The 26,546-nt window shown below is 66.0% G+C and carries 12 protein-coding genes; 2 read left to right on the plus strand and 10 right to left on the minus strand.

Going from position 1 to position 26,546, the window contains the following annotated elements:
- Position 1: 1 nt before the first annotated feature.
- A complete protein-coding gene (locus ACEL92_RS08965; RefSeq protein ID WP_374025239.1) occupies positions 2 to 835 on the plus strand; it encodes a DegV family protein in 834 nt (277 codons plus the stop codon).
- Between the two features lie 6 nt (positions 836 to 841).
- Here the strand turns inward: ACEL92_RS08965 and ACEL92_RS08970 are convergent, their stop codons facing one another.
- The 8 genes from ACEL92_RS08970 to ACEL92_RS09005 form a co-directional block, all read right to left on the minus strand.
- Positions 842 to 3,751: an RND family transporter gene (locus ACEL92_RS08970; protein ID WP_374025240.1), complete on the minus strand. Its 2,910-nt coding sequence runs from the start codon at positions 3,749 to 3,751 to the stop codon at positions 842 to 844.
- On the minus strand, positions 3,748 to 4,176 hold the full coding sequence (locus tag ACEL92_RS08975) for an MmpS family transport accessory protein (protein ID WP_374025241.1): 429 nt from the start codon (positions 4,174 to 4,176) through the stop codon (positions 3,748 to 3,750). Before ACEL92_RS08975 ends, ACEL92_RS08970 begins: the two co-directional genes overlap by 4 nt.
- Before the next feature lie 207 nt (positions 4,177 to 4,383).
- Positions 4,384 to 5,442, minus strand: a complete 1,059-nt coding sequence (locus ACEL92_RS08980) for a dihydrodipicolinate reductase (protein ID WP_374025242.1) — start codon at positions 5,440 to 5,442, stop codon at positions 4,384 to 4,386.
- 67 nt (positions 5,443 to 5,509) lie between these two features.
- On the minus strand, positions 5,510 to 6,160 hold the full coding sequence (locus ACEL92_RS08985) for a GAP family protein (RefSeq protein ID WP_374025243.1): 651 nt from the start codon (positions 6,158 to 6,160) through the stop codon (positions 5,510 to 5,512).
- A 29-nt stretch (positions 6,161 to 6,189) separates the two neighbouring features.
- Positions 6,190 to 7,923, minus strand: coding sequence for an AMP-binding protein (locus ACEL92_RS08990; protein WP_374026133.1), 1,734 nt, complete (start codon positions 7,921 to 7,923; stop codon positions 6,190 to 6,192).
- A gap of 18 nt (positions 7,924 to 7,941) precedes the next feature.
- On the minus strand, positions 7,942 to 9,060 hold the full coding sequence (gene pe / locus ACEL92_RS08995; protein ID WP_374025244.1) for an acyltransferase PE: 1,119 nt from the start codon (positions 9,058 to 9,060) through the stop codon (positions 7,942 to 7,944).
- Between the two features lie 56 nt (positions 9,061 to 9,116).
- On the minus strand, positions 9,117 to 12,116 hold the full coding sequence (locus tag ACEL92_RS09000; RefSeq protein ID WP_374025245.1) for an RND family transporter: 3,000 nt from the start codon (positions 12,114 to 12,116) through the stop codon (positions 9,117 to 9,119).
- A 141-nt stretch (positions 12,117 to 12,257) separates the two neighbouring features.
- The gene (locus tag ACEL92_RS09005) at positions 12,258 to 13,679 is read right to left on the minus strand and encodes a condensation domain-containing protein (protein ID WP_374025246.1); all 1,422 of its coding nucleotides are present in this window, start codon (positions 13,677 to 13,679) and stop codon (positions 12,258 to 12,260) included.
- 289 nt (positions 13,680 to 13,968) lie between these two features.
- On the opposite strand from ACEL92_RS09005, the gene ACEL92_RS09010 reads away from it, so the two are divergent.
- On the plus strand, positions 13,969 to 25,002 hold the full coding sequence (locus ACEL92_RS09010) for a type I polyketide synthase (protein ID WP_374025247.1): 11,034 nt from the start codon (positions 13,969 to 13,971) through the stop codon (positions 25,000 to 25,002).
- Between the two features lie 10 nt (positions 25,003 to 25,012).
- Here ACEL92_RS09010 and ACEL92_RS09015 read toward each other — a convergent pair whose 3' ends face one another.
- Positions 25,013 to 25,435 (minus strand): PPOX class F420-dependent oxidoreductase, encoded by a 423-nt coding sequence (locus ACEL92_RS09015; RefSeq protein ID WP_374025248.1) that lies wholly within the window; start codon positions 25,433 to 25,435, stop codon positions 25,013 to 25,015.
- 3 nt (positions 25,436 to 25,438) lie between these two features.
- Positions 25,439 to 26,545: an acyl-CoA dehydrogenase family protein gene (locus tag ACEL92_RS09020; protein ID WP_374025249.1), complete on the minus strand. Its 1,107-nt coding sequence runs from the start codon at positions 26,543 to 26,545 to the stop codon at positions 25,439 to 25,441.
- Between the last annotated feature and the right edge of the window lies 1 nt (position 26,546).

Raw genomic sequence — 26,546 nt, forward strand, 5'->3', positions numbered from 1 at the left:
CATGCCCGTCGTTGTGGTGACCGACGCGTCGGCGCGCTTGCCCGCCGACCTACTCGACAAGTGGGCGATTCGCGTTGTCCCGCTGCACATTCTGCTCGACGGCGTCGATCTGCGTGACGGTGTGGACCAGATCCCCGACGACATCTACCAGCGCTACGCGACCACCGCGGCGGCCACTCCCGCCGAACTGGCCGACGCGTATCAGCAGGCGCTGGCCGACAGCGGCGGAGACGGCGTGGTGGCGGTGCACATTTCGTCCGCGCTGTCGGGCACCTGCGCCGCCGCCCAACGGACGGCCGCGGACCTGGACGCTCACGTGCGGGTCGTCGACTCGAAGTCGACCGCGATGGGCACCGGCTTCGTCGCGCTGGCGGCCGCGCGGGTGGCGGCCGCGGGCGGCGACCTTGACGCGGTCGCCGAGGCGGCGAATTCGGCTGCGCGCCAGACCCATGCGTTCATGGTGGTGCATCGATTGGACAACCTGCGCCGCAGCGGGCGGATCGGCGGGGCCAAGGCGTGGCTGGGCACCGCGCTGGCGCTCAAGCCGTTGCTGCGCATCGACGACGGGAAACTCGTACTGGCGCAACGGGTGCGCACCGTGAGCCACGCGACGGAGGCGATGATCGACCGGGTCTGCGAGGTCGCCGGCGACGGCCCCGCCGCCCTGGCGGTGCATCACGTCGCCAACCCGGACGGCGCCATGGAGGTGGCCGCGACCCTGGCGCGGCGGTTACCGGCCTGCGAGCCCGCGATCATCACCCCGTTGGGTCCGGTGCTGGCGCTTCACGTCGGCGCGGGAGCCGTCGCCGTCGTCGTGCAGCTCCCGACGGCCTGAGACGCCTCAGACGGCGGCTGCCACCACCGGCCGCCGCGCGTTGTCGCCCCGCGGATGCACGACTTGCGGCCACCAGAACCAACGGCCCAGCAGCGTCGCGATCGACGGCATCAGCAACGTGCGCACGACAAGCGTGTCGAGCAGCAGACCGATGCACACCGTCGAACCGAACTGCCCCAGCACCCGCAAGTCGCTGCCCAACATGGCCGCCATGGTGAACGCGAACACCAGACCCGCCGCGGTCACCACCCCGCCGGTACCCGCCATCGACCGGATGATTCCCGTCTTGAGGCCGGCATGGATCTCTTCTTTGAAGCGGGAGACCAGCAACAGGTTGTAGTCGGATCCGACGGCCAGCAAGATGATCACGGACAGCGCCATCACGATCCAGTGGATCCTGATGCCGAACAGGTCCTGCCAAATCAGCACGGACAGACCGAACGACGCCGCGATCGAGCTGGCCGCGGTGCCGACGATGACCAACGCGGCCACCACGCTGCGGGTGAGCAGCAGCATGATCATGAAGATCAGCGTCAGGGCGGACACCACGGCGATCATCAGGTCGTACTTTTCGCCGTCGGCCATGTCTTTGAACGTCGCGGCGGTCCCGCCCAGATAGACCCGGGCGTCGGACAGCGACGACTGCTTGAGACCCTCCTGCGCGGCGGTGCGTTCGGCGTCGACTTGCGCGATGCCCTCGGGCGACATCGGGTCGCCCTGGTGCGTGATGAAGAATCGCGCCGATTTACCGTCCGGCGACAAGAACATTCGAAGGCCGGTCTGAAAGTCCGGGTTGTCGAAGGCCTCGGGCGGCAGGTAGAAGAAGTCGTCGTTCTTCGATGCGTCGAAGCTTTGACCCATCACGATCGAGGTGTTGCTCATCGCCTCCATCTGGTCGATCATCGCCTTGAACGTCTGATACAGCGTCAGCGTGATGCCCCGGGTGGTCTTCAGCGTGGTGATCAGCGTGGGGAACAGCGCATTCAGGTCATGGGTGGCCTTGGCGGTGTGCGCGATGTCGGCTGTCAGATAGTGGAATTGCTCGGCGAGCTGGTCGAACCCGTCGAACGTGTCGAACAGCGAGCGCAGCCCGATGCACACGGGAATGTCGTAGCAGTGCCGCTCCCAGTAGAAGATGCTGCGTATCGGCCGGAAGGTGTCGTCGAAATCCGCGATGTGGTCACGCAGGGTGTCGGTGATCTGCGACGTCACCGCGGTGGTCTTCGCGCTGTCGTCGGCGGCGTTGGCCAAGTCCAGCGACACCTCGTATTGGCGTTGCGTGGTTTCGATCTGGGTCTGCAGGTCGTCGGCCATCCGGAGGATGTCGGCGATGCGTTCCTTGAGGAAGCTCATGTTTTGCATCGTCGTCTGACTCTGGACGCTGTTCTGAAACGGTATGGAGCTGTGCTGGATCGGAATGCCCAGTGGCCGGGTGATGTCCTGGACCATGGCGATGCCCAGCGTGCGCATCTCGTTTTTGGCCACCCGGTCCAGCACCAGCATGTCGGCGGGGTTTCGCATGTCATGGTCGGATTCGACCATCAACAGGTCCGGGTTCATCCGTGCCTCGGAGAAATGCCGGTTCGCGGCCTCTTGTCCTTGATTAGACGGCGCCGACAAAGGCAGGTAATGGCGGTCGTTGTAGCTCGTGTGGAAGCTTGGCAGGGCGATCATGCCGACCAGCACAACCGCGGCGCTGACGGCCAAAACCGGTGCCGGCCAACGTACTACGGCGGTACCCACCCGGCGCCACAGCCGGCCACGCTTGGCCTGCCTCTCGAACAGGTGGAAGCGGCTGCCGACGAAGACCACCGCGGGCCCCAGCGTGACGCCGGCCAGCACCACGACGATCATGCCGATCGCCACCGGCGCACCCATGGTGTTGAACCACGGGAGCCGCGAGAAACTGAGGCAATAGGTCGCACCCGCGATCGTCAGGCCGGACCCCAAGACGACCGGTGCGACACTTTTGAATGTGGTGTAGTACGCGGTTTCTCGGTCCTCGCCCGCGGCCAACGCCTCCTGATAGCGGCCGATCAGGAAGATGCCGTAGTCCGTCCCCGCGGCGATCGCCAACATGGTCAGGATGTTGGCGGCGAAGGTGGTGAGCCCGAACGCGTTGTGGTACGCCAGAACCGCGACGACCCCCCGCGAACACGCCAGCGCGACAAAGGTCATGAACAGCTGCACCAGCGTGGTGACGATGGACCGGTAGACCAGCAGCAACATGATCGCGATGGCGCCGAGGGTGAACAGCGTGATCTTGGCCAGGCTGGCGTTACCGATGATGTGCATATCGTCGGACAGCGCGGCGGGGCCCGTGACGTAGGCCTTCACGCCGGGCGGCGCCTTGTTCTCCTCGATCACCTTGCGGACCGCGTCCACGGACTCGTTGGCCAGCGTGGTGCCCTGGTTACCGGCGAGGTTCACCTGCACGTAGGCGCTCTTGGCGTCGGCGCTCTGTGCACCCGCGGCCGTCAGTCGGTCGCCCCAGAAGTCCTGAATGTGCTGAATGTGCTTGGGGTCCTGGCGGAGTTGCCGAATCAGCTTGTCGTAGTACTGGTGCGCGTCGGGACCTAGGGGTTGCTGGCCCTCCAACACGATCATCACCGTGCTGTTGGAGTCGAATTCGTGGAAGTTGTGGCCCAGGCGCATCATCGCCTTCATCGACGGCGCGTCCAGCGGTGTCATCGGCGCCGAGTGGGCTTCACCGACTTTTTCCAGTGTCGGAACGATGACGTTCACCAGGACCGTCACGAACAACCAGACCAGAATGATCGGCACAGCGAAGATGCGGATCGCGTGCGGCAGGTACGGGCGGTGGCCCCGCTCGGCCTTGGACAGGCCCTTGCTGTTGATCGGGCCGGTGTCGGCGGCGCTCAGGTCACGTTGGGTTTCGTTGCTCGTGTTGCTCATGCGGACTTCACCAGGCAGAAGGTCTGGGCGTTGTGGCCGTCGGAACTCCGCTGTTCGCGCACGACGCCGTCCACGGTGATCTTGCAGCTGATTTCACCGCTGTCGCTTTGCGCCATGATGTTCGCGCTGACCGACGGCAAGGTCGTCGAGATGGTGGTCGACCACGGCAGCGGCGCCGCGTTCACCTGGTGGGTGTTGGCATTCTCGTCCCAATAGTTGATGTTCGCGGTGGCCCCGGGTGGCCCGGTGATGTCGTAGACGACGACCTTCGGGTTGAACTGCACGATTTCGATCCCCTTGCCGGCGTTCGCGTTGAGGTCTTGAGAGCCGAAAATCTTGTGGAGGCGCGACACAATCAATGCCGAGACGGCCAGGACGACCACCAATACCAGCGGTATCCACGCCCGCTTGAGCACACGGGTCACGGTGCCAGTACGTGGACCCGAGCCTGGACTAGCCACCACCTGACCGCCTTCCGATTGCCCGCCGTCCGGGCATTGCCGCAAAGCTCACCTATGTCGTCGACGACACCGCTGTCTCCCGACTATTTGCTCAGCTAAGCACTCTAAACCTTAGTGCACGCAAGCGTTCCTCCGGGGCCCTTCGATGTGGTTAACCGCATATGGTGCGGCCTAGCGGGCCACGCGGCCGGTGACCGGCGGGAGATCGGCCAGGGTGACGATCCCGGGCTCGGCGGCTACCACGGCCGGGACCGCATTAGTGACCGGCATCGCCGTGTAGATCATTCCCAATCCCATGAATCCTGGCTCCGTCCAATCCTTGGGCGGCAGGCAATGCAGGACGGTGCGCATGTTGGGCAGCCCGAACACCTGGATGACGTGGCCGTGCTCCAACGGTTTGGGCGGCACCACATGACTGCCCATGGTCCAGTTGAACCCGACGCTGACGACGTTGCGGTCACCCTCCCAGCCGCGGTGGTAGCCATAGACGCCGCCCACCGTTCCCGCGGGAATCGTCATGAAGCCCAGATCGGAATCCCCGGTGGCGGGGGTGAAGGTGACGTCGAACGTCATCCGGTCCAGCTTCGCCCCGATCGCGTCGGCCATCATGGCGGCCGATTCGGCGAAGACCTCGCTTTCGCGTCGCACGCTTTCCGCCAGCCCAGGAGTATCAGGGTCCTGCGAAAAGCCCATTGCCGTTTGGGTTTCCGCGGATTCGTACGTCGAGCAGTCCACCGACTCGGTGATGCGGATCTCGTCGACGCGTTCGCAGGCGCCGGACAGGACCATGCCCACCATGTTGGTCATGCCCGGGTGCGCGCCGCTGCCGAAGATCGTCGAACCGCCTCGCTTGCAGGCGTCCGCGATCCGCTCGCGGTCCTCGGGCGTCTGCTTGCCCCCAGTGATCCAGGCCGCGCTGGAGCAGACGTTGACGCCGGATTCCAGCAACCGCACCAGCTCATCGACGTTGGGCCACAACGGGTTATAGCAACAGGCGTCGGCGCCCAGCGCAAGCAGCGCGTCGATGTCGTTCGTCGCCTGCACGCCCGTCGGTTCCGGCCAGCCGGCCAGCTCGGCCGCATCCACTCCGACCTTGTCCGCGCCGTGTGCATACACCCCGACCAGTTCCATGTCCGGCCTGCCGATGATGGCGTGCAGCGAGCGTCGCCCGATGTTCCCGGTGGTCCATTGGATGACGCGGATCCGACGTTCGGTGCTGGTGGTGCTCATGCTGGCTCCTTTGCCGCTGCGGTTGGACTCATTATTAGTCAGCGATTACGCGCCGTCTGAGAAAGGGTCAAAGCCCCGCCACGCCGAGCGCGAGCACCACACACCCGACCGCGGCCAGCACGACGGCCACGTCAAGGCGGCGACGCGATCGAACCCAGTTGTGCAGCGCCGCCACCGAAGTTGCGGTTGCCTTGGGCGCCAGTAGATAAGCCAGCAGCGGCAACTCCACGAGCGCGAAGGCCACGACGTTGAACAGCAAGAGCACGGCTAGTTGCGTCAGGACTGCGGTGCCGGAGGCCAGGATGACGGCCAGCGCGGCGAGATAGTCGACCGACGGCAACGCGATCCCCAGACCGGCGATTCCGGCGGCGGACAACGAATGTCCGCTGAGCAATCGTCGAGCGGGCGTCGCCATTCTTGTCGCGCGCGCCCCCAACCGCGCGGGGACGTCGACAGCCACGACGACCGCGATCAGCAGCGCGAGGAACCCGATCAGAATTTGAACCTTAGGCAACGCGCAGTGGGCGGACCCCAGCAAGGTGCGCCGAAAGACGAACAGGACAACCACGCCCACCGTCATTCCCATTGCGTAGCCGCCGGCCAGAAACGCAAGCAGTTGCAGCACCGGTCTCGGCCTGTTCAGCATGAGAACCGTCATGCCGATCCGGAAAGGTTCGAGACTGACGGCGACCGCCATCAGCAGGACAGTGACCAGCATTGCCATTCTCCGGCGAGCCCCGACCGGGCTTAGGCGTCCAAGCGCGCGAATCGGTGCTGGCTGTACTGCTCGATGCAGGCAGCGCGCCGGATCTTCCCACTGGTGGTGGTGGGAATCGAGCCGGGCGGGACCAGGACGAGGTCCCCGACATTCACGCCGTGCGCATTGGAGATGGCGGAGGTGACGTCGGCCCTGACGGAGTCCAACCAGCGCATCGCCTCCTCGTCGGCGTCGCCGGGCTTCTTGACCTCGATGACGGTGACGAGTTTCTCGGTACTGTTCACCGGAACCGATATCGCCGCGACCCGGCCACCGGTGATCTCCTGGACCGTCGCCTCGATGTCTTCCGGGTAGTGGTTACGCCCGCGGATGATGAGCAGATCCTTGATGCGGCCGACGATGAACAGCTCACCGGAATAAATGAAACCGAGGTCGCCGGTTTTCAGCCAGGGTCCGTCGGGAGTGCCGGGGGACGGGTCGACGAGCGTTGCGCCGAAGCAGGTCTGCTCCTCCGGCGGTTTGTTCCAGTAGCCCTCGGCCACGTTGGCGCCATGCACCCAGATCTCGCCGACCGACCCCGGCGGGCACTCGCGGTTCGTGTCGCAGTCGACGATTCGCAGCGTGGGCGATTGCGGCACGCTGTACTTCACCAGCGCGGCGCCTGTCCCCGCACACCGCCGCGCCCGACCCGCGGCCAGCTCGTCGAGGTCGAAATGAACCGTCGACGAGTCACCCCAGGTGCCATTCGCCACGAAGACGGTTGCTTCGGCCAAGCCGTAGGAAGGACGCAGCATGTCGTCCCGAAAATTGAAGTGAGCAAATCGGTCGACGAAGCGGTTCAAAGTGGCCGGCTCGACGCGTTCGGCACCGCTGATGATGCCCAGCACACCCGACAGGTCAAGCCCGGCGAGGTCCCCGTCACTTGTTTTGCGAGCCGCCAGGTCGAAGGCGAAGTTGGGCGCCGCCGACCAAGAAGACGGATTCTCGGCCAGGGATCGCATCCATCTGGCCGGCCTTTCCAGGAAGGCAACCGGGCTCATCAGCTCGCCGCGATAGCCGCCCAGGATCGGCGCGCACACCCCCAGCACCAAGCCCATGTCATGGTAAAACGGCAACCACGACACCATCGTGGCGTTCGTTGGAGCCTTGGCATGTGGTGGCGCGAAGAAGCTGCGCATCAACTGCTCGAAATTTACCTGCAGGTTACGGTGCGAGATGGTCACGCCCGTAGGTGTGCGGGTCGAGCCCGAGCTGTACTGCAAGTACGCGATGCTGGGCAGATCAGCGGTCGGGACGCCGCGTCCGCCGGCTACGTCGAGATTCATCGAATCGACTTCGACGATCTTGGGCACGTCTTCCATGCGCGTTTGATCGACGTATTCCGCCACGTCTTCCGCGACGTCGGACGTGGTGAGGACGACCGAGGGCGACGTATCGGCAAGGACCGCGGCTATCCGCTCGTGACTCGAACCGCGATGCGGCAGTGGGAGCGGGACCGCGATGAGCCCGGCCTGCATGGACCCCAGGAAGGCCGCGATGTAATCGAGGCCCTGGGGGGCCAGGATCACCGCCCGGTCTCCGATCGACCCGTGCGGGCCTAGTTCTTGCGCCACATTGAGAGTTCGGCGGGCCAGTTGCGACCAGGTGAGGCTGTCCGGAACACCCGCCCAGTCGTCCTCGTAGCGGGTGAAGGTGTACGCCACGTCGTCGGGCCGCATGCTGGCACGTCCGTGCAACATGGACAGAATCGTTGGTTGAGACAGTTGAGACATAGGCGCGTGTCAGCCGGCGCCGTGGGACAACACGGACGTGGCGCCGCTGAGGATTTGGGAAAACGGGTCGGCGCCGCCGCCGAAGGTCGCCTGGTTGGCCGGCGCGGTGACTTCCGCTGGGTCGAAGCCGTGCGCCGGGTCCACCTGGACCGGAGCGGTCGCCGGGTCGTCGTTTCGCGAGTAACCCGCGTTCACCCGGGGGATCAGGATTGCGTCCAGCTTGTTCAACGTGTCCTCCGGTATCCCGATGTATTTCAGCGGCATGACCAGCGGAAGGTGCTGTTCGGGGACCATGATCGTGGTGTCTTTGGCGCCGCGGGAGTTGATGGTCGTCCTGATGTTCTGCGGCGGCACCATGCTCGGGTTGGTGAAGGCCACCGCGGTGTGACCCGTGGCGAGGCCTAGCAGCGTGTTGGCGAGGGCGAACATGTTGTCCGGCCGGTCCGGGAAGTCCGCGATCGAGTCGTACGCGGCCACGAACCGGTTTGTGTCGTACTGGCTCTCATACGGCGGTGGCATGGTGTAGTCGAGCGCGGGAACGACGCTGCCGACTCCGAACACGGAGGTCAAAAAGCTCTGACCGAAGGCGTGACGCCCGATGGGGTCGCCGAACGTGGCGAAGTTCAGTTTGTCCGGCGGGGGAGCTGTCGGGTCGTTGGCCAGTCTGGCCTGCTCGCCGTCGACCACGAACCCGCCCTCGGATAAGCCGATCGCCGTGCCGGGGCGACCGGTTCTGATCGCCGCATCGAGATTGTTCACTCCCACGTCGACCGACTCGCCGACGCTGGGGCCGTCGAGGCCCAGGCCGGGGAACAGATCATCGCCGACTTTGCCGATGCCCGGGAAGAGTCGCTCCAGCACGTGGCCCTGAACCTGGCCTGCCGGGTAGCGGACGATCTCTCGCTTCTGGCCGGGGAACCACTGGGCGCCCTCCTGGCGGATGTATTCGTCGTAAGGGATGCCAAGCACGTGAGCGCCGCCGAGGGCGAAGGCGGTTTGGTCACCCGGCGCCCCGGGGGTCGGGGGACCACCGATCGGTGTGTCGTCGGCCGTCGCGGTGACAACGCCGAAAAATCCTGTGGCGCCGACAGTTACCAGCACCGTGACTCCTGCGAGTAGTTTCTTCATCCCTACTCCTGACCGCTTGAATCGTTTCGTAGTCTCACACACCTCATGTGCGCGCGCTAATTGGGCTGCGGCTCGGCGCGTCGGACCGGTGCCCGCCGTAGCCCCGCTCGTGACGGCCACCAGTTCGCCGATCCCACCAGCGCAGCGATGGCGGGAACGGTGATGGTGCGCACCAGAAAGGTGTCCAGCAAAATTCCGGCACCGATCACGAAGCCGCCCTGGACCACGGTGCTGATGCTGGAAAACAGCAGGCCGCACATGGAGGCGGCAAAGATAAGACCTGCCGCGGTGATTACGCCGCCGGTGGAACCCAAAGTGCGAATGATGCCGTAACGCATGCTGTTTGGCGATTCATCACGCATTCGCGAAACGAGCAGCATGTTGTAGTCGGCTCCCACCGCGACCAACACCACAAACGCCAGCGGGGGCACACTCCAATGCAGCTGTTGGCCGAGGAGGTACTGAAACACCAGGACGCCGATGCCCACCGCTGACAAGTACGAAACAACCACCGAAGCGACCAGATACAGCGGGGCGACTATCGCGCGCAGCAGCGCGATCAACGTGAGCAGCACGACGAGGAGGGTCACCGCGATGATGAACCTGATGTCATGTTGGTAGTAGTCGCGGGTGTCCTTCAACCCTACGGTGTATCCGGCCATCGATACGTCGGCGTCCGCCAACGCGGTGTTCGGTTGCGCTCCCCGAGCCGCCGAGGTGATCGCATTGACCTGGTCCATGGCTTCGGTGCTGAAGGGGTTGAGTTTGGTCTGAACCAGATACCGCACCGAGTGCCCGTCCGGCGAAATGAAGACCTTGGCCGCCTTCTGGAACTCCTCCAAATGCAGCAGCTGGGGCGGGATGTTGAAGCCGGCCATTGCGGGCTGCGCCGCATCCCGCTTCAGCGATAACAGAAACGCCGCGGACTCACTGAGCCCCGCACCGAGCTGTTTGACTTGGTCGACGAGCTGAGCCACTGCGTCGGCCACTTGCCGGCTCCCACCGGCGAGTCGGTCGGCGCCGTCCTGCACGCTGCTCAAGTTCGCTTGCAGGCCACCGGGTTTGTCCATCCCCATGGAGTGCATCACCTTGGTGAGCTTTCCCAAGGCGGCACGCACGCGATCCGTCGAGGCTTTCAGTGCCCGCTTGTCCTGATAATCCTGCAGTTGATGGGCCAAATCGTTGATCGCGTCGAGGTCTGCTTGGTCGCGTGAGCCAACCAGCTGCTCGAAGGTCCCCCGGGTGGCGCTGCACGATTGATCGGCATCGCAGATCGGGTTGCCCTGCAGCGCCATCAGTACCGGGCCTATCCAGGCGAACACGTTCTTGGCCGCCGAAAAATTCCAGCCCATCGTGTTGCTGAGCGAGTTGACATGGTCGACGAGTTGGGCCGCGATGTCGACCTGCTTGACCAGAGCGTCGCCGCTGTACTGGGCTTTCGCCGACGAGAAGGCATTTTGCAATTCCTCCAAGCTGGCAGCCAGCTGGCTGACCTGGCCGCGGACATCGCCGAGGCTGTTCGCCAGCGTGCCGGCCCCGGCGACCAGCCGGTTGAGGTCGCCTGCGTGGCCGTTGATCTGGGTGGATCCGTCGGCCAGGAGGGCGCCGATCGCGCCGGCCTGATAGGTGGCCCTGAACTGTTCTGGCACGTTTCCGGTGGGACGCGTAATACCGCTGACCGCAGCGACATTCGGCAGTTGGCTGACTCGATCCGCCATCTGCTCCAAGTCCGCAAGGGCCTTCGGCGTGCGGAGGTCATGCGGTGATCGGACGAGGATGTATTCCGGGATGGACTGGTTCACCGGGAAATGGCGATCCAGCGCGGCATATCCGATGGAGCTCGGAGCGGATGAGCGCAAGGCCTTGCGATCGTCGTAGTTGTAGCGCACCAAGCCGGCGCAGCTGGCCAGGATGATCAACACGAGCACACTGACAAGCAGATTGACCGTGGGCCGCCGCACGATGCGGATGCCCGAGCGCCTCCAGAACCTGGCGCTGAGTTCGCGTCGTGGCTTGACCCACCCACGTGGTCCCGCGAGCACCAAAATTGCCGGTAGCAGCGTCACCGCGGCCAGGAATGCTACGCCGATCCCGATCGCCGACGACGCCCCGACGGTTTTGAAGACCCCCATTCGAGCGAAGCTTATGAGAAGAAACGTGATCCCGACGGTGGCGGCCGATGCGCCGATCACCTTCCCGATCGAGATCATTGCGCCCTTGACCGCCTGATCGGGATCCGCGCCGGACCGCAAATGGTCGTGATAGCGGCTGATCAGAAAGACCGCGTAGTCCGTTCCTGCGCCGGCCATGATGGCGCTCAGAAACACGATGGACTGGTTTGAGACGCCCGAGCCGGTCAACTGGGAGTAGCCCGCCACCACCGCCTGAGCGATCACCAGGGACGTCCCGATGGTCAGCAGCGGGAGCAGCATGGTGACCGCGCTGCGGTAGATCACCAACAGGACGATGAGCACAAGAACGGCGATGGCAAGCTCGATCGGGAGGCGATCGCGATCGCCCGCCACCGTGAGGTCGGCGACGGTGGCGGCGGGGCCGGTGACGTTCGCGGTCAGCGACGTTCCCGCGACCTCGCGTTTGACGATGTCGCCGACCCGATTGAATGCGGCGTAGGACTGCGGGGTGCCCAACTCGCCGGCAACCCCGACCGGCAACACCCAAGCTTTGCGATCCTTGCTGGTCACGACCGAGCGCAGCGGCGGGCTGCTGACGAAGTCCTGCACCATCGAAACATCTCGGGTGTCCTGGTGCAGCGCCTCCACCAGCTTGCGGTAAGTGGCTTCGTCGCTGGGCCCAAGGCCCTTGTCGTCGGTGAGGACCACCAGCAAAAGGTCTTCTGAGCCGGACTCGTGGAATGCCTGGGTCATCTTTTGGGCGGTGACGCTCGACGGTGCATCGGCGGGCAAGATGGCGAGTGGATGCTTCTGGGCCATCTCGCTCAGGGATGGCAATGTCAGCGGTAGCGCGACCGCAACCGCAACCCAGAGCCCGACCACCACCCAGGGCCAGCGCACCACCAATTCAGCCAACCGTCGCATGTCGCCCTCGTTCCCGGTCGGCGCAGTCATGTGCGCCCGCCGGCGACGCTCGCCGACGCTGTGTCAAGCCGCGCGAACTCCTCGGGTGTCCGGCCGGAACTCGCGCTTGCAGATAGGCCCTAGCCATCGAGTGGCTCCACGCTACGCGACGCGTCCCCAGTGCCCGCTACCGGCGACCCGCCCGCACACAGACTTCATCGCCGACATGTAACGCGAAACTGATTTCTCGGCGACCGGGTTGTCGGGATGCATGATCGCCATGACCGTGCCCTCGCCGTACCGGAATATATAAATGGTCAATTGGTATGAATAGCGGCCGTCGGGATAAATTCCGATATTGTCCGCCAGGCCCAGGTCGGCTGCGGCCAGAATGGCGTTGAGTGGGGCGGCGCCGCCGTGGAAAAAGTTGGAGACCGGAAAGTTTGGCTGCGGCCAGCTCAACCACGGCGCTAATTCCAATGCGCGGTAGTAGGGCACCCTCGCCATGTCCAGACTGGAATCGAAAGAAGTCTGCGCGGCCCACGCGGCGTCGCCGAACGAGGCCGCGGCTATGGGCACGGTGATCGGAATCAGGCCGGTAAACCAGCCCTGGGTCATGAAATTGTCGGCGCCTGTCCGGGAGTCCCTGGGGGTAAGCCCGTAATACGTGAGTGCGCCGGTGAACTCGTGCTCGAGCAGGGCGAAGCACGCGAACAAACCGCCGACGAAGCGCGCGCCGGCCGCCGCACAGGCTGATTCGAACCGTTCTGTCTGCGCCGCGTCCATCAGAAGTTCGGAGGCCATGGCGCTGCTGCTGGACTCCAACGGATTACCGAGTGGGAGTGGAAATTCCGGGAAACCGCCATTGTTGTTCTCGGCGAAATCAATCCATGCGCGCACCTCGGGCGAATCCACGGTCAAGGTGGACGTGTACTCGCGCTCGCGAATGCAGAAATCGTCGAAGCTGCCGGCATCGGGAAGAACGAGGGCCTCACCGCCTCCGCTCAACGCGGTGTACATTCCATTGGCCTCCATCATCGTGGTGCCGATCAACGTCGCGTCTCCGTGGACGTGATCCATGGCGGCAAAAAACGTGAAATGGGCCTCGCTCTGGACAATCCCGAAGGTGAAGCAGCCCCACTCCAGTGGGTTCGGGATGGCGACGACGTGAGCGTGCACTTCGTCAACCGTCATCTGGCCGAAATTGACCGGCTCGAATTCGATATCCGCGGGATCGCTGGTGGTGTGCCTGACAAACTCTCCGTCACCGGTGTGCTCGAACCAACTGCGGAACGTGTCATGCCGGCGCAAATAAGTATTGACGGCGTGGTTCATGGCTGCGACATCGCACTTCCCAGGCACTTGACAGGTCGCGATGATTTGGCGGGAGAAATTGAGCCCCGCGGCCGTCCGCTCACAGTAGTTACGAAGATGTTGGCGTTGCATGTAGCTGACCGGGACGGAACTGACCGGCGCTTGGCGGACCTTCGCTCTGGCCGCGGCTGTTGGGTGCCAAGAGGTGACCGAGCCCGCGGTCAACGTCCAGTCATCGAGTGCGCCGACCGTAATCTTCCCGATTCGCAAAAGTACGTCCTCCTCGGTTTGACCGGCTCCGTCCGACCACGTTGGCGACACCAAGATAACCCTCTCCGCGAGCGGCGTCGCCGGGTGCGCCGATCAAGGCCTACACTCTGACGGATCCGGTGGGCCGTTGTTCGATCGAGCGGCCGGGAGGGGACCTAGGGCGGCGGCTGCAAGGCTGTCACGCGGTGCGGGCGCTGCGACTGCAGTGCCGGTATTCGGAGATGGTTCTTCGAGCGCGCAACCGGCCTCCCGCAGGAACCCATCGCGACCGGCCAAGGAGGACAAGCGCATGGCATCTGTCGAAGGTCTAAATCAGCGGTCAGGGGGTTTTGCGGTCGTCGGCTACGCGGCGCGTTTTCCGGGTGCCGCGGATGCGGACGAGTTCTGGGATGTGTTGCGGCAGGGCCGGGACGCGATATCGGAGGTGCCGAAGGACCGGTGGGACGTTGACGAGTTCTTCGACCCGGAACCCGGGACGCCCGGCAAGGTCGTCACCCGTCGTGCGGGTTTCGTCGACGACGTAACGGGTTTCGACGCGCCGTTCTTCGGTATGTCGGCGCGCGAGGTCAGAATGATGGACCCGCAGCACCGGATCTTGTTGGAGACGGCATGGCGCGCGGTGGAGCACTCAGGCATCGCGCCCACGGCTCTGGCCAACACCAACACGGGTGTCTTCGTCGGCTTGGCCACGCACGACTACCTCGGAATGGCATCCGACGAATTGACCTACCCCGAGATCGAGGCCTACATGGCCATCGGGACGTCTAACGCCGCGGCCGCGGGCCGGATCAGCTACCGCTTGGGGCTGCAGGGCCCCGCGGTCTCCGTCGACACGGCGTGCAGCTCGTCGCTGGTGGCGATCCATCAGGCGTGCCAAGCGCTTCGGCTCGGCGAATGCGACCTCGCGCTGGCCGGCGGTGCCAACGTGCTGCTCACCCCGGCGACCATGATCACCTTCTCCAGCGCGCAGATGCTCGCGCCGGACGGCCGGTGCAAGACCTTCGACGCGGCCGCCGACGGCTATGTGCGCGGCGAGGGATGCGGCGTTATCGTGATCAAGCGCCTCGAGGACGCGATTCGCGACGGCGACCGGATTCGGGCCGTGATCCGCGGCAGCGCGATCAATCAGGACGGCGCATCGGGTGGGTTGACGGTGCCCAATGGTGTTGCGCAGCAAAGGGTCATCGCCGACGCGCTGAAGCGTGCCGACCTCGAACCCCGCGACGTCGGGTATCTGGAAGCGCACGGCACCGGTACATCATTGGGCGACCCCATTGAGGCGCAGGCCGCGGGCGAAGTGCTCGGCGCAGGACGCGACCCCGCCCAGCCGCTGCTGATGGGTTCGGTGAAGACCAACATCGGGCACCTGGAAGCCGCCGCGGGCATCGCCGGTGTGATCAAAGTGATCCTCTCGCTCGAGAACGAGTTGCTGCCTCAGCACCTGCACTTTGAGAACCCGTCGCCCCACATTCCGTGGGACCGGCTTGCGGTAAAGGTCGTCAAGGAGGCCACCGCCTGGGAACGCAACGGGCGGCCCCGCATCGCGGGAGTCAGCTCGTTTGGTTTCGCCGGGACGAACGCTCACGTCATTCTCGAGGAGGCGCCCGAGCCGACGTCCCCCTCGGCTCCGGTTCCGGCCGAGCAGCCCAGGGACGCAAGGCTGTTCAGCATCCTTCCGCTCTCGGCACGAACGCCCGCCGCGCTGGTCCGCCTCGCCGACAACTACCGCAGCTGGTGGAGCGAGCACCCGGAGGCGAGCCTGGCGGACGTGTGCTTCACCGCCGGGGCCGGGCGAGCGCATCAGGAGCAGCGGGCCGCGTTGGTGGTCGACTCCAGGGAGTCCGCCATGGAGCTACTCGGCGCACTCGCGGACGACCGCCCGGCACCGGGTCTGTTCCGCGGAGAATCTCGTGACGCGCCGAAGACTGCGTGGCTGTTCACCGGTCAAGGCAGCCAGTATCCCGGGATGGCCCGCGAGCTGTTCGACACCGAGCCGGTGTTCGCACAGACGCTGAATCGTTGCGCTGCCGCGGTCGCTGATGTTCTCGAAAAGCCGTTACTGGAAGTCATTTTCGACGTAGACAGTCCGGACGGCGAAGCGACGCTGCAACTGACCTCTTACGCACAACCCGCGCTGTTCGCGGTCGAGATGGGCCTGGCCCGGCTCTGGCAGTCGTGGGGTTTCGAGCCGGATGTGGTGCTGGGCCACAGCGTCGGCCAGTATTCGGCGGCCTGCGTCGCTGGCGTCTTGAGCCTCGAGGACGGCGCCCTGCTGATCGCCGAACGCGGACGTCTCTTCGGAACTCTGCCTACCGGGGGGCGGATGGTCGCGATGTTCACCGCCGCCGAGCGCGTCGAGCGCCTGACCGACGAGTTTCCGAGCCTCTCGGTCGCGGCCTACAACGGCGCCAACACCGTTTTGTCCGGACCCGCTGCGGATCTGGAGCAGGCCGTGGCTCGAATGGCGGCCGACGGTGTGCGGTGTGACTGGCTGGACACCAGCCACGCGTTCCATTCGGCGCTGCTGGACCCGATCCTGGACGAATTCGAATCGTATGCGGGGCGGTTCAATTTCGAGACGCCGCAACGGCTTTTGATCGACAACCGCTCCGGTGCCGCGCTCGGACGCAGCGTGAAGCTCGATGGCGCCTATTGGCGCCGCCACGCGCGGCAACCGGTGGAGTTCGCCAAGAGTGTGCGCACCCTTGCCGAGCTGGACTGCAAGGTGTTGCTCGAGATCGGACCGCGACCGGTGCTCACCGCCGCAGCCCTTGCCGCATGGCCCGACCCGGCCACCGCGCCGAAGGCAATCACGTCGCTGCGCCGAAACACCGCCGACCACCGGCAGATCACCGAAGCCGTCGCCGACGCGTATGTTTTGGGCCACCTGCCCGACTTTGACGCTTTACGGCGGCCGCACGCCCGAAAGCTCGACCTGCCGACCTATCCGTTCGAGCACCGTCAATATTGGTTCCGGGACGATCGGGCGTGCGACAGCATCGACGGCTTGGATCACGCCGGCCAACCACGGCCCGGTGCCGAGCGCACCCAGGCCGTCCGCCTCCTCGAGGACGGCCGGCTCGAGGAACTCGCGGCCCTACTCGACGGTGCGAGCGCCGATCAGCAGACCCTGGATGTGCTGGCCAAGCTTGCGGCGCAACACAACCAAGAGCGCACGAGCGCGTCCATCGCGGACGACCGCTACGAGATCCGCTGGGACAAATCGCCCGCCGCGCTTTCCCGCGCTGGGGCGGCCGGGGAATCGACCTGGGTCGTCGTCGGGGACGACACCGACGCCGTTCGGCCGTTGGTCGATGTGCTGGTTGCCCATAACCACCAACACCGGGTCGTCGGGCTGCCGATGTCGGACGCGGACGAAGATCAGCTCGCGCAGGTCTTGCGCGCTGCCGCAGCAGAGAATTCGACGCTTCGGATCGTGCATGTCGCGGCCCTGGAGGCCGGGACCACACCGTCGATGCGGTCACTGCTGCGGATGCAACACCGGATCCTTGGGGGAACGCGGCGCCTCTTTCGGGCCGCGGTCTCCGCGCAACTGCGCAGTCCTATCTGGGTCGTGACCCGCTGCGCACAGCGAGTTGTCGACGCGGACACCGTGGCGCCGCAGCAGAGCTGCCTGTGGGGATTCGGTCGTGCCGCGGCGCTGGAGTTTCCGCACTTGTGGGGCGGCCTTGCCGATCTGGGCGCAGGCACCGCCGACGAATGGTCCCAGCTCGTCAACCGGATCACGACGCCCCCCGGCTCGGCGATCAGGGAAGACCAGCTCGCGCTGCGTGGTCAGGCGGTCTACGTTCCCCGGTTGGTTCGGCGCACCGAGCCGCCGGGCGCCACGGTGCTTCAACTACGCGACGACGCAACGTATTTGGTAACCGGTGGGCTGGGTGCGATCGGGCTGGAGATCGCCGGGTACCTGGCCGCGCAGGGCGCGGGGAATCTGGTGTTGACCAGCCGGCGGGCACCAAGCCCTGCCACGCAACAGCGCATCGACGCACTGTGCGAACAGCACGGCTGCCAGGTCCGAGTGGTCGCTGCCGATGTTGCCGATGCGCACGACGTCGCGCGCCTGCTGGCGGGTGTGCAGGCGGAGCTGCCAACGCTGGCCGGCATCGTTCACGCTGCGGGCGAGATCGGTACCACCCCGCTCAGCGACCTGGAGGACGCCGAGGTGGATCGCGTCTTCGCCGGCAAGGTCTGGGGCGCTTGGCATTTGAGCGAAGCGGCGGCTGATCTCGCGCTCGACTTCTTCGTCAGCACGTCCTCGATCGCCTCGGTGTGGGGCGGATTCGGCCAGACCGCCTACGGCGCGGCGAACGCCTTTCTCGACGGGCTGGCCTGGCGCCTGCGCGAGCAGGGGGTCCCCGGTTTCAGCGTCAATTTCGGTCCGTGGTCGGCGGGTATGGCTGACGCGGAATCGCGTGCGCGGCTGGATCAGCGAGGGATCCGGACGTTGTCACCCGCCGACGCACTCGCGGGTCTGGCCGACGTCCTTGCGGGCACTGCATCGCATGGCCGCGCACAGGAAGTCGTGGCGCGCATCGACTGGGCGCGCTTCTTGCCGCTCTACCAGCAGGCGGGTAGGCGGGCGTTGTTGGCGGAGTTGGAGCGCGAGGCGCCCTCTCCTGAGCCCGCTTTGGCGCCGGCCGGACAGACCCCGTTGGTCGAGCGGCTTACCGCCGCCCCGGTGCAGCAGCGCAAGAAACTTCTCACCGACTATCTGCGTGACGCCGTAGCGGAGGTGACGCGCGTCGACGCCGCGGAGATCCGCGAGGACGCGGGTTTCTTCGACCTCGGCATGGATTCGCTGATGGCCGTGGAATTACGGCGCCGCATCGAGCAGGGGGTGGGCAAGGACATTCCGGCCACCCTGGCGATGGATCACCCGCGGTTGTCCGACGTGGCCGACTACCTGCTCGGGGACGTGCTCGAGCTCACCGACCAGGCCAAACCGGCCCCGCGGCCAGCGTCACCGGTGACAGCACGCAGCGATGAACCGATCGCGGTGGTTGCGGTGTCATGCCGTTTCCCCGGCGCGCCCGACCCGGAAGCCTTCTGGGAGCTGCTGTTCGAGGGAGTCGATGCGATCCGGGAGGTGCCGGAGGACCGATTCGACATCGACGAGTTCTACGACCCGGATCCGGAGACGCCGGGCAAGACCTACACGCGGTTCGGCGGATTTCTCGACGGAATCGACGGATTCGATCCCGAATTCTTCGGCATCTCCCCGCGGGAGGCTGTCTGGATCGAGCCGCAACAGCGGTTGATGCTCGAGACGGTATGGGAGGGTCTCGAACGCGCCGGCTACTCACCGGCGTCGCTGCGGGGCAGCCGAACCGGCATCTTCGCCGGCGTGGCCGCCAACGAATATGCGCATCTGCTGTCGTCGGAGTCGATCGACAAGATCGAGCCGCACTTCATCACCGGCAATGCGCTCAATGCCATCTCCGGTCGGGTTGCCTTCGCGCTGGGGCTCGAGGGGCCGGCCATGGCCGTCGACACCGCATGCAGCTCGGCGCTGGTGGCGGTCCATCAGGCCGTCCATGCACTGCGCTCCGGTGATTGCGACATGGCGCTGGCGGGCGGGGTGAACGTCCTGCTTTCTCCGGTGACGGTCATCGCCGCCTCCCGCGCGCGGATGCTTTCCCCCGTCGGGCGATGCAAGACGTTCGACGCCTCCGCCGACGGTTACGTGCGCAGTGAAGGCTGTGGGATTCTCGTACTCAAACGACTGAGCGACGCCGAGCGCGACGGCGACCGGATCTGCGCGGTCATTTCCGGCAGCGCGGTCAACCAAGATGGGGCTTCCAGTGGTTTGACGGTGCCCAACGGTGGTGCGCAGCAACGGCTCATCGGGACAGCGCTGACTCGCGCCGGTTGGGCCGGCGGTGACGTCGACTACCTCGAGGCGCATGGGACGGGTACGCCGCTGGGTGACCCGATCGAGGTGCAGGCGGCCGCGGCCGCCTACGGTGTCGGGCGTGATGCCGACCGGCCGCTGCTGATGGGATCGGTGAAGACGAATATCGGGCACACGGAATCGGCTTCGGGCGCAGCGGGTTTGATCAAGGTCGTGTTGTCGTTGCAGCACGGGGTGCTGCCGCAAAGCCTGCACTTCGAGCAGCCGTCCCCGCACATACCGTGGGACTCACTGCCCGTGCGGGTCGTGGATAAGGCCCTGCCGTGGCAGACCAACGGCAGACCCCGGCGCGCCGGCGTGAGCTCCTTCGGATTCACCGGCACCAATGCGCACGTGCTGGTCGAGGAGGCTCCGACACGAGCCACACCCGCCGACGAAGACCTCGCCGACGACGTCGCGGCGAAGTCGGCGGAAGCTCGGGCCGAACAGGTAGAGGTGCTGGCCCTGTCCGCGCGGTCACCGGAAGCACTGGCGGCACTGGCGCTGCGTTACCAGAACTGGCTCAGCGACCACCCGGATGCGGACCTCGCCGAGTTGTGCGTTACCGCAGGAGCGGGCCGTTCACACTTCGAACACCGCGCGGCGCTGGTCGTGGATTCTGTCGAGGGTGCGCGCGAGGCCTTGGCCGAATTGGCCGAGAACCGGCTGCGGCCCGGTGTCGTTCGTGGCGAGCACGCACACCACCCGACGACGGCGTGGTTGTTCACCGGCCAGGGCAGCCAGTATCCGGGGATGGCGTGTGAGTTGTTCCACACCGAGCCCGTTTTCGCCGAAACCGTGACGCGTTGTGCGGACGCGGTCAGTGACATACTGCCGCATCCATTGCTCGAGGTGCTGTTCGCCACCGATCGTGAAACCGGCGGCGAAGCCGGAGCAAGGCTGCGGCACACGTCGTTTGCGCAGCCAGCGCTTTTCGCGGTCGAGATGGGCCTGGCCCGGCTGTGGCAGTCCTGGGGCATCGAACCCGATGTGGTGTTGGGGCACAGCGTGGGTCAATACGCGGCCGCTTGTGTGGCGGGCGTGTTCAGCCTCGAGGACGGCGCCCGGCTGATGGCCGAGCGCGGCCGGATGTTCGGCAGCCTGCCCGACGGTGGGCGGATGCTGGCGGTGTTCGCCGACGCCAAACGCGTCGAGGAGGTGGCCGGCGAATTCCCGCGGGTGTCGGTCGCCGCCTACAACGGGCCCAACACCGTGCTTTCGGGTCCGGGTGAAGATCTGGAACCTATCGTCGCCACGTTCGGTGCGGAGGGGATCCGTTGCACCTGGCTGCAGACGAGCCACGCCTTCCACTCAGAACTGCTGGATCCGGTGCTCGACGAATTCGAGTCGTACGCAGCGCAATTGCCGGCCGCCGCCCCGACGATGCCGCTGGTCTGCAACCGGACCGGCGCGGTGCTCACCGCCCAGACGCCGCTCGACGCTCAATACTGGCGGCGGCATTCCCGGCAGCCGGTCCAGTTCGCCGAGAGCGTGCGCACGGTGGCGGCACTTGGCTGCTCCGTGTTGATGGAGATCGGACCGCAGCCCGTGCTGACCGCGGCAGCGGTGCAGGTCTGGCCGGAGCATCTGGCCGCGCCGCGAGCAATCGTCTCACTGCGGAAGGGCGTCGGCGACCGGCGTCAGATCGCCGACGCCTTGGCCGCCGCGTACGTCGGCGGCCACCTCCCCAATTTCGCTGCGGTGCATGGTCAGCCGCATCGCAGACTGGAATTGCCCACCTATCCGTTCCAGCGCCGCCGGTTCTGGCCCAAGACGTCCAGCGTCTCGGTGGACGGTCCGGCGGTATCCGGAATCCTCGGTAATGTGAAAGACCTCGCCTCCGGCGATTCCGTCTACACCAGCAGATTGTCCGTCAAGTCGCAGCCGTGGCTGTCCGACCACGTGATCTATGGCACCGTCGTCGTACCCGGAGCGACATACGCGGCGATGGCGCTGGCCGCGGTCGGTGCGCCGGCACGAGTGAAGGACGTCTTTTTCTACGAGCCGATCATCCTGCCGGAGAAGAGCTCTCGCGAGGTGCAGCTGACCTTGCATCCGCGGCAGGACGGCGGTGAATCCAAGTTCCAAGTGCACAGCCGCCCGTACGGTGAACGCGGTGCCGAGTGGTCCTTGAACGCTGAAGGCACCGTCGTGAGCGGCATGGCGGACGACACTGACGGACTTGTCTGCGATGAAGCGGTTCCGCTCGACGAAGCGATCGAGCGATTGAACCGCATGCGTCCGCAGGAGTTGTTCGAGACCTTCGCCGACTTGGAATTGGCATGGGGGCCCACCTGGTCGGGTTCCCTGAAGTCACTGTGGCTCGGTGAGCGCGAGGCCATCGGCGACATCGTCGTCGGAGAAGAGCTCGCCGAACACCTTGGGACCGAGCCGATGCACCCAGTGCTGATGGACTTGTGCACCGGAGTGGCCTTCCCGGCGTTCCCGGCACTTCTGGCAGCCGAACAGGGCGTCAACGACCTGTTCCTGCCGCTGCGGTACGGGCAGGTGGCGCTGCGGGAGAAGATGCCTCGACGGTTCTACTGCCGCGCAAGGTGGCACGAGAGCGCGCTCGACAGCGAAACGCAGGTCTTCGATCTCGATTACGTCGATCGGGATGGCCGTCACCTGGGCGGGATTCGCGAGTTCACCGTCAAGCGGGCACCGCGCGAGGCGCTTCTTCGTGGCCTCGGCGGCGATGCCACCCGGCTGCTCTACACCCTCGGCTGGCACGAGGTGGCAACGCCTGAGCCGACCGAAGGCACCGAGAACGGCACCTGGTTGATCGCCGGATTCGACGAACTGGCAGCCAACGTGCCCGGCTGCATCCCGTTCGACCGCAGCACCGATCCGGAGCCCTTAGGGGAACTCCTCACTGCGGCGCATGAGCGTGGAGTGCCCGTCTGCGGCGTCGTCTGGCGCAGCATGGGATGCCATGAAGGAGAGTCGAGTGTTGGCGCCGCCGCGCGCGTCGAGACTGAAATCGCCAACCTGCTGAGCGCCGTACACGCTTCGCAACGCGGTGACGTGAAACTGCCCAACGGGCTGTGGATCGTCACCGAGCGGGCGGTAGCGACCGAGTCCGGCGAACCGGTCGACCCGGTGCAGGCCGCGCTGTGGGGCTTCGGGCGCACCACGATCAACGAGGAACCGGCGCTGCGCTGCAGGCTGATCGATTGCGACGGATCGCAGGAGGCGGTTGTGGTGCTGGCCGGCTTGTTGGCCAGCCCGCCGGACGAGCCGGAACTCGCGCTGCGACAAGGAAAACTGCTGGCTTCCCGCCTCCTGCCCTGGGCGCGCAGCGGTCACCTGGCGGTGCCTCGTTCGACCGACTACATCCTTGCGCCCACCGAACGCGGTGCGATCGACAACCTTCGGCTGACCGAGACGAACGTCCCACCACCGGATGAGGGCTACGTGCAGGTTCGGGTGGAGGCGGCGGGCCTCAACTTCCGCGATGTGCTCAATGTTCTGGGCCTCTACCCGGGCGATCCCGGGCCGATCGGTGGTGACTTCGCGGGCATCGTCACGCAGTTGGGTGGCGGCGTCAGCGGACTCGAGGTGGGCCAACGTGTGTACGGGTTCATGCAGGGCGCGTTTTCCAGCCGGTTCAACGTGCCGGCCCAGTTGTTGGCGCGGATTCCGGACGGAGTGAGTGCGGTCGACGCGGCCACGATTCCCGCCGCGGCGCTGACGGTCCGGCTCGCGTTCGACTGGGCAGATCTCAAGCCCGGTGACCGAGTGCTCATCCACGCCGCCAGCGGTGGCGTGGGGCTGGCTGCCATCCAGCTTGCCCAGCGCCACGGCGCCGTCGTCTTCGCCACCGCCAGCACCTACAAGCGAGCGACGCTACGCAAACTGGGTGTGGAGTACGTCTACGACTCGCGCACAACCGATTTCGCCGACCAGATCCTCGCAGACACCGACGGCGCAGGTGTCGACGTGGTGCTCAACAGCCTGACCAACGAGGGCTTCATCGAAGCGACCGTACGGGCCACCGCCCGTAATGGCCGCTTCGCGGAGATCGCCAAGCGCGACATTTGGACTCCCGAACAGATGGCGCAGGCCCGTCCCGACATCGCCTATGAGATCGTCGCGCTGGACACCGTGACCTTCCAAGAGCCCGAGCGCATCCGCGGGTTACTGACCGAGGTGTCCGACGGGTTGGCCAAGGGCGACTGGACGCCCCTGCCCGCCGAGATCTACCCGGTGACCGAGGCCAGGACGGCGTTCCGCCGGATGCAGCAAGCCCGGCACATCGGCAAGATCGTGCTGCAGATGCCGAATCCGCTTCAGCCGCGGGTGGATCGAAGCTACCTGATCACCGGTGGACTCGGTGCCATCGGCCTGCACACGGCGTCGTTCCTGGCCCAGCGTGGCGCCGGCGACCTCGTGTTGACCAGCCGACGCGCGCCCGATGCGGACGCGCAACGGCGGATTGACGAGATCGCCGAGCTCTACAGGTGCCGCGTCCACGTCTTCACCGCTGACGTCGGCGACGAGTCCGAGGTGGCGCGGCTGCTGGATCGGATCCGTGCGGAATTGCCGCCGCTCGCCGGGGTGGTGCATCTGGCCGGCGTGCTCGACGATGCGCTGCTGTCCCAGCAGAACCTGGAGCGATTCCGAACAACGTTGGTGCCCAAGGCGTTCGGGGCCGGGCATTTGGACCGCTTGACCAAGGACGACGATCTGGACTTCTTCATCGTGTCCTCCTCGGTGTCGAGCCTGTTCGGTTCGCCCGGTCAGTCCAACTACGCGACGGCCAACGCGTTTCTCGACGGGCTGGTCGCGCGGAGAAGGGCGCAAGGTCTGCCGGCCACCGGTGTCAACTTCGGTCCGTGGGCTCAGGGCGGCATGGCGTCCTCGGAGGCGGCGACCGCCAATATCAGTGCCCAGGGCCTGATTCCGCTGGAACCGCCGGCCGCGCTCGGTGCACTCGCCGAGATCGTCGCCAATGGAACCGGCCAGGCCACCGTCATCAAGGCCAATTGGCAGCGCGCCGCGAAGGTGCTGGGCGGTTCGCGCCCACCGATCCTCGACCTCGTCTTGCCGAGTGCGATCGGGGAGGTGACCGGCGACAGTGAGTTGCTCAAGCAGCTGATGGAGGTGCCGGTGCCGCAGCGCGCCGGCTTCGTGACCGAATTCCTTCAGCGCGAGGTGCAGAACTTTTTGCGGCTGGCGCAACCGCCGGCCGCAAGCAGCCGGTTCCTGGATCTGGGCACGGATTCGCTGATGGCGATCGAGCTACGCAACCGGCTGCACAGTCAGTTCGGCGGCAAGTTCACGATCAACGCGACCGCGGTGTTCGACTATCCGACCATCGGGGGGCTCGCCGAATACCTGGTGGGTCAGCTGCCCGACGCGGAATCAGAGCCGAGTCCGGGACCGGTCGCGGCTCCCGAGCCGAGCTGATGTGCGGCGGTCAGTCGCTGATGTCGAAACCGGCGATGACCTTGGTCGGGCGCACCCGCACGACCAGTTCGCCGGGAACGGCGTTGCGGCGGCCGAATTCTTCGGCACGGTCGGCGCCCATGTACCGCGCGCCGGTCCGGGTGGCGATTTTCAGCACGTCGGCGGGGTCCTCACCGACCCCGGCGACGCCCTGCACCTGAACGAACGAATACGGCGGATGGGGATCGTCGACGCAGATCACCGTTCGTGGATCACGCGCCAGGGCACGGCCTTTCGATGTGTCACGGCCCGTGGTGAACGCCAGCTGCCCATCGTCGACGACGAACCACACCGGCGCCACCAGCGGTCGGCCGTCGGCGGCGACGTAACCGAGCATGCCGGTACGGGTGCCGGCTGACAGGAACTCAACGACTCTGTCGGACAGCGCCGCCATTAGCTAGAGCCGGGCCAAGTCGTAGTCGCCGATGTGGTCGATCAGATTGTGCAGGTGGTCGCCGGAGGTACCCAAGGTGTGCTCGATGGCGGTGAGCCGGGCCGCGTAGTGGGCGACCGGGTATTCGGCGGTCACGCCGATTCCGCCGTGCAGCTGGATCGACTCCTGGGCGATGTGCCGGCCCGAGCGGCCGATCTGCAACTTGGCGCGCGAGGCGATCACCGGGTCCAGGTTGCCGTCGGCGATCGACATCGACGCGTAGAGGCTCATGCTGCGGGCCATTTCCAGCGAGACGTACATGTCGGCGGCGCGCTGGGTGAGTGCCTGGAATTTGTTGAGCGTGACCCCGAACTGCTTGCGGGTCTTCAGGTAATCGGTGGTCAGTCGCAGCGCTTCCTCCATCGCCCCGACCGCTTCGGCGCACAGCCCCGACTGGATGCGGATGATCGCGCCGCGGATGGCCTGCGCCGCGTCGGCCGCTTCCCCCAAGGGTTCGGCCACGACGGAGTCCAGGTCGACCTGCGCGCCGCGTTGTCCGTCGAACGTCGGGTAGGGGTGCCGCGTCACCGCGGCCGCGTCGACCAGGAACAGGCCGGTGCCGCCGTCCGGCAGGGCGGCGCTTACCACCAAGGTGTCGGCGGAGTCGCCGGCGAGCACCGGGTTCTTCCGGCCGCTGATCGTCCACGAATCACCTTGCCGCACAGCCTTGGTGGTGACGTCGGCGGAGGGTTTGCGCCGGCCCGGTTCCAGGTGGGCGAACGCCAGCAACCGCTGCCCGCCCGCGACCTCGTCGAGCAGTTGCTTCTGCTCCTCGCTGCCCAGCTCGGCGATCAGCGCGCCGGGCCCGAGCGCGGCATGCAGGACCGGTTCTGGGGCGAGTCGGCGTCCGACCTCGGTGAGCACGACCGCGATCTCGATCTGGCCCGACTCGTCGGGGTCGAAGCCGAGGCCGAGGATGCCGGTGTCGGCGAGCTGACTCCACACCTCACGGCTCCACCCGAGATCGGTGTCGATGATCTTGTTGCGGCTTTCCGGGTCGTAGGCGCGCGCCAGCAGCTCGCGGGTTGTGTCGCGGAGCAGGCCCTGCTCGTCGCTCAGCTGAAAATCCATG

It is taken from the genome of Mycobacterium hainanense (assembly GCF_041890355.1).
Classification (GTDB): Bacteria; Actinomycetota; Actinomycetes; order Mycobacteriales; family Mycobacteriaceae; genus Mycobacterium; species Mycobacterium hainanense.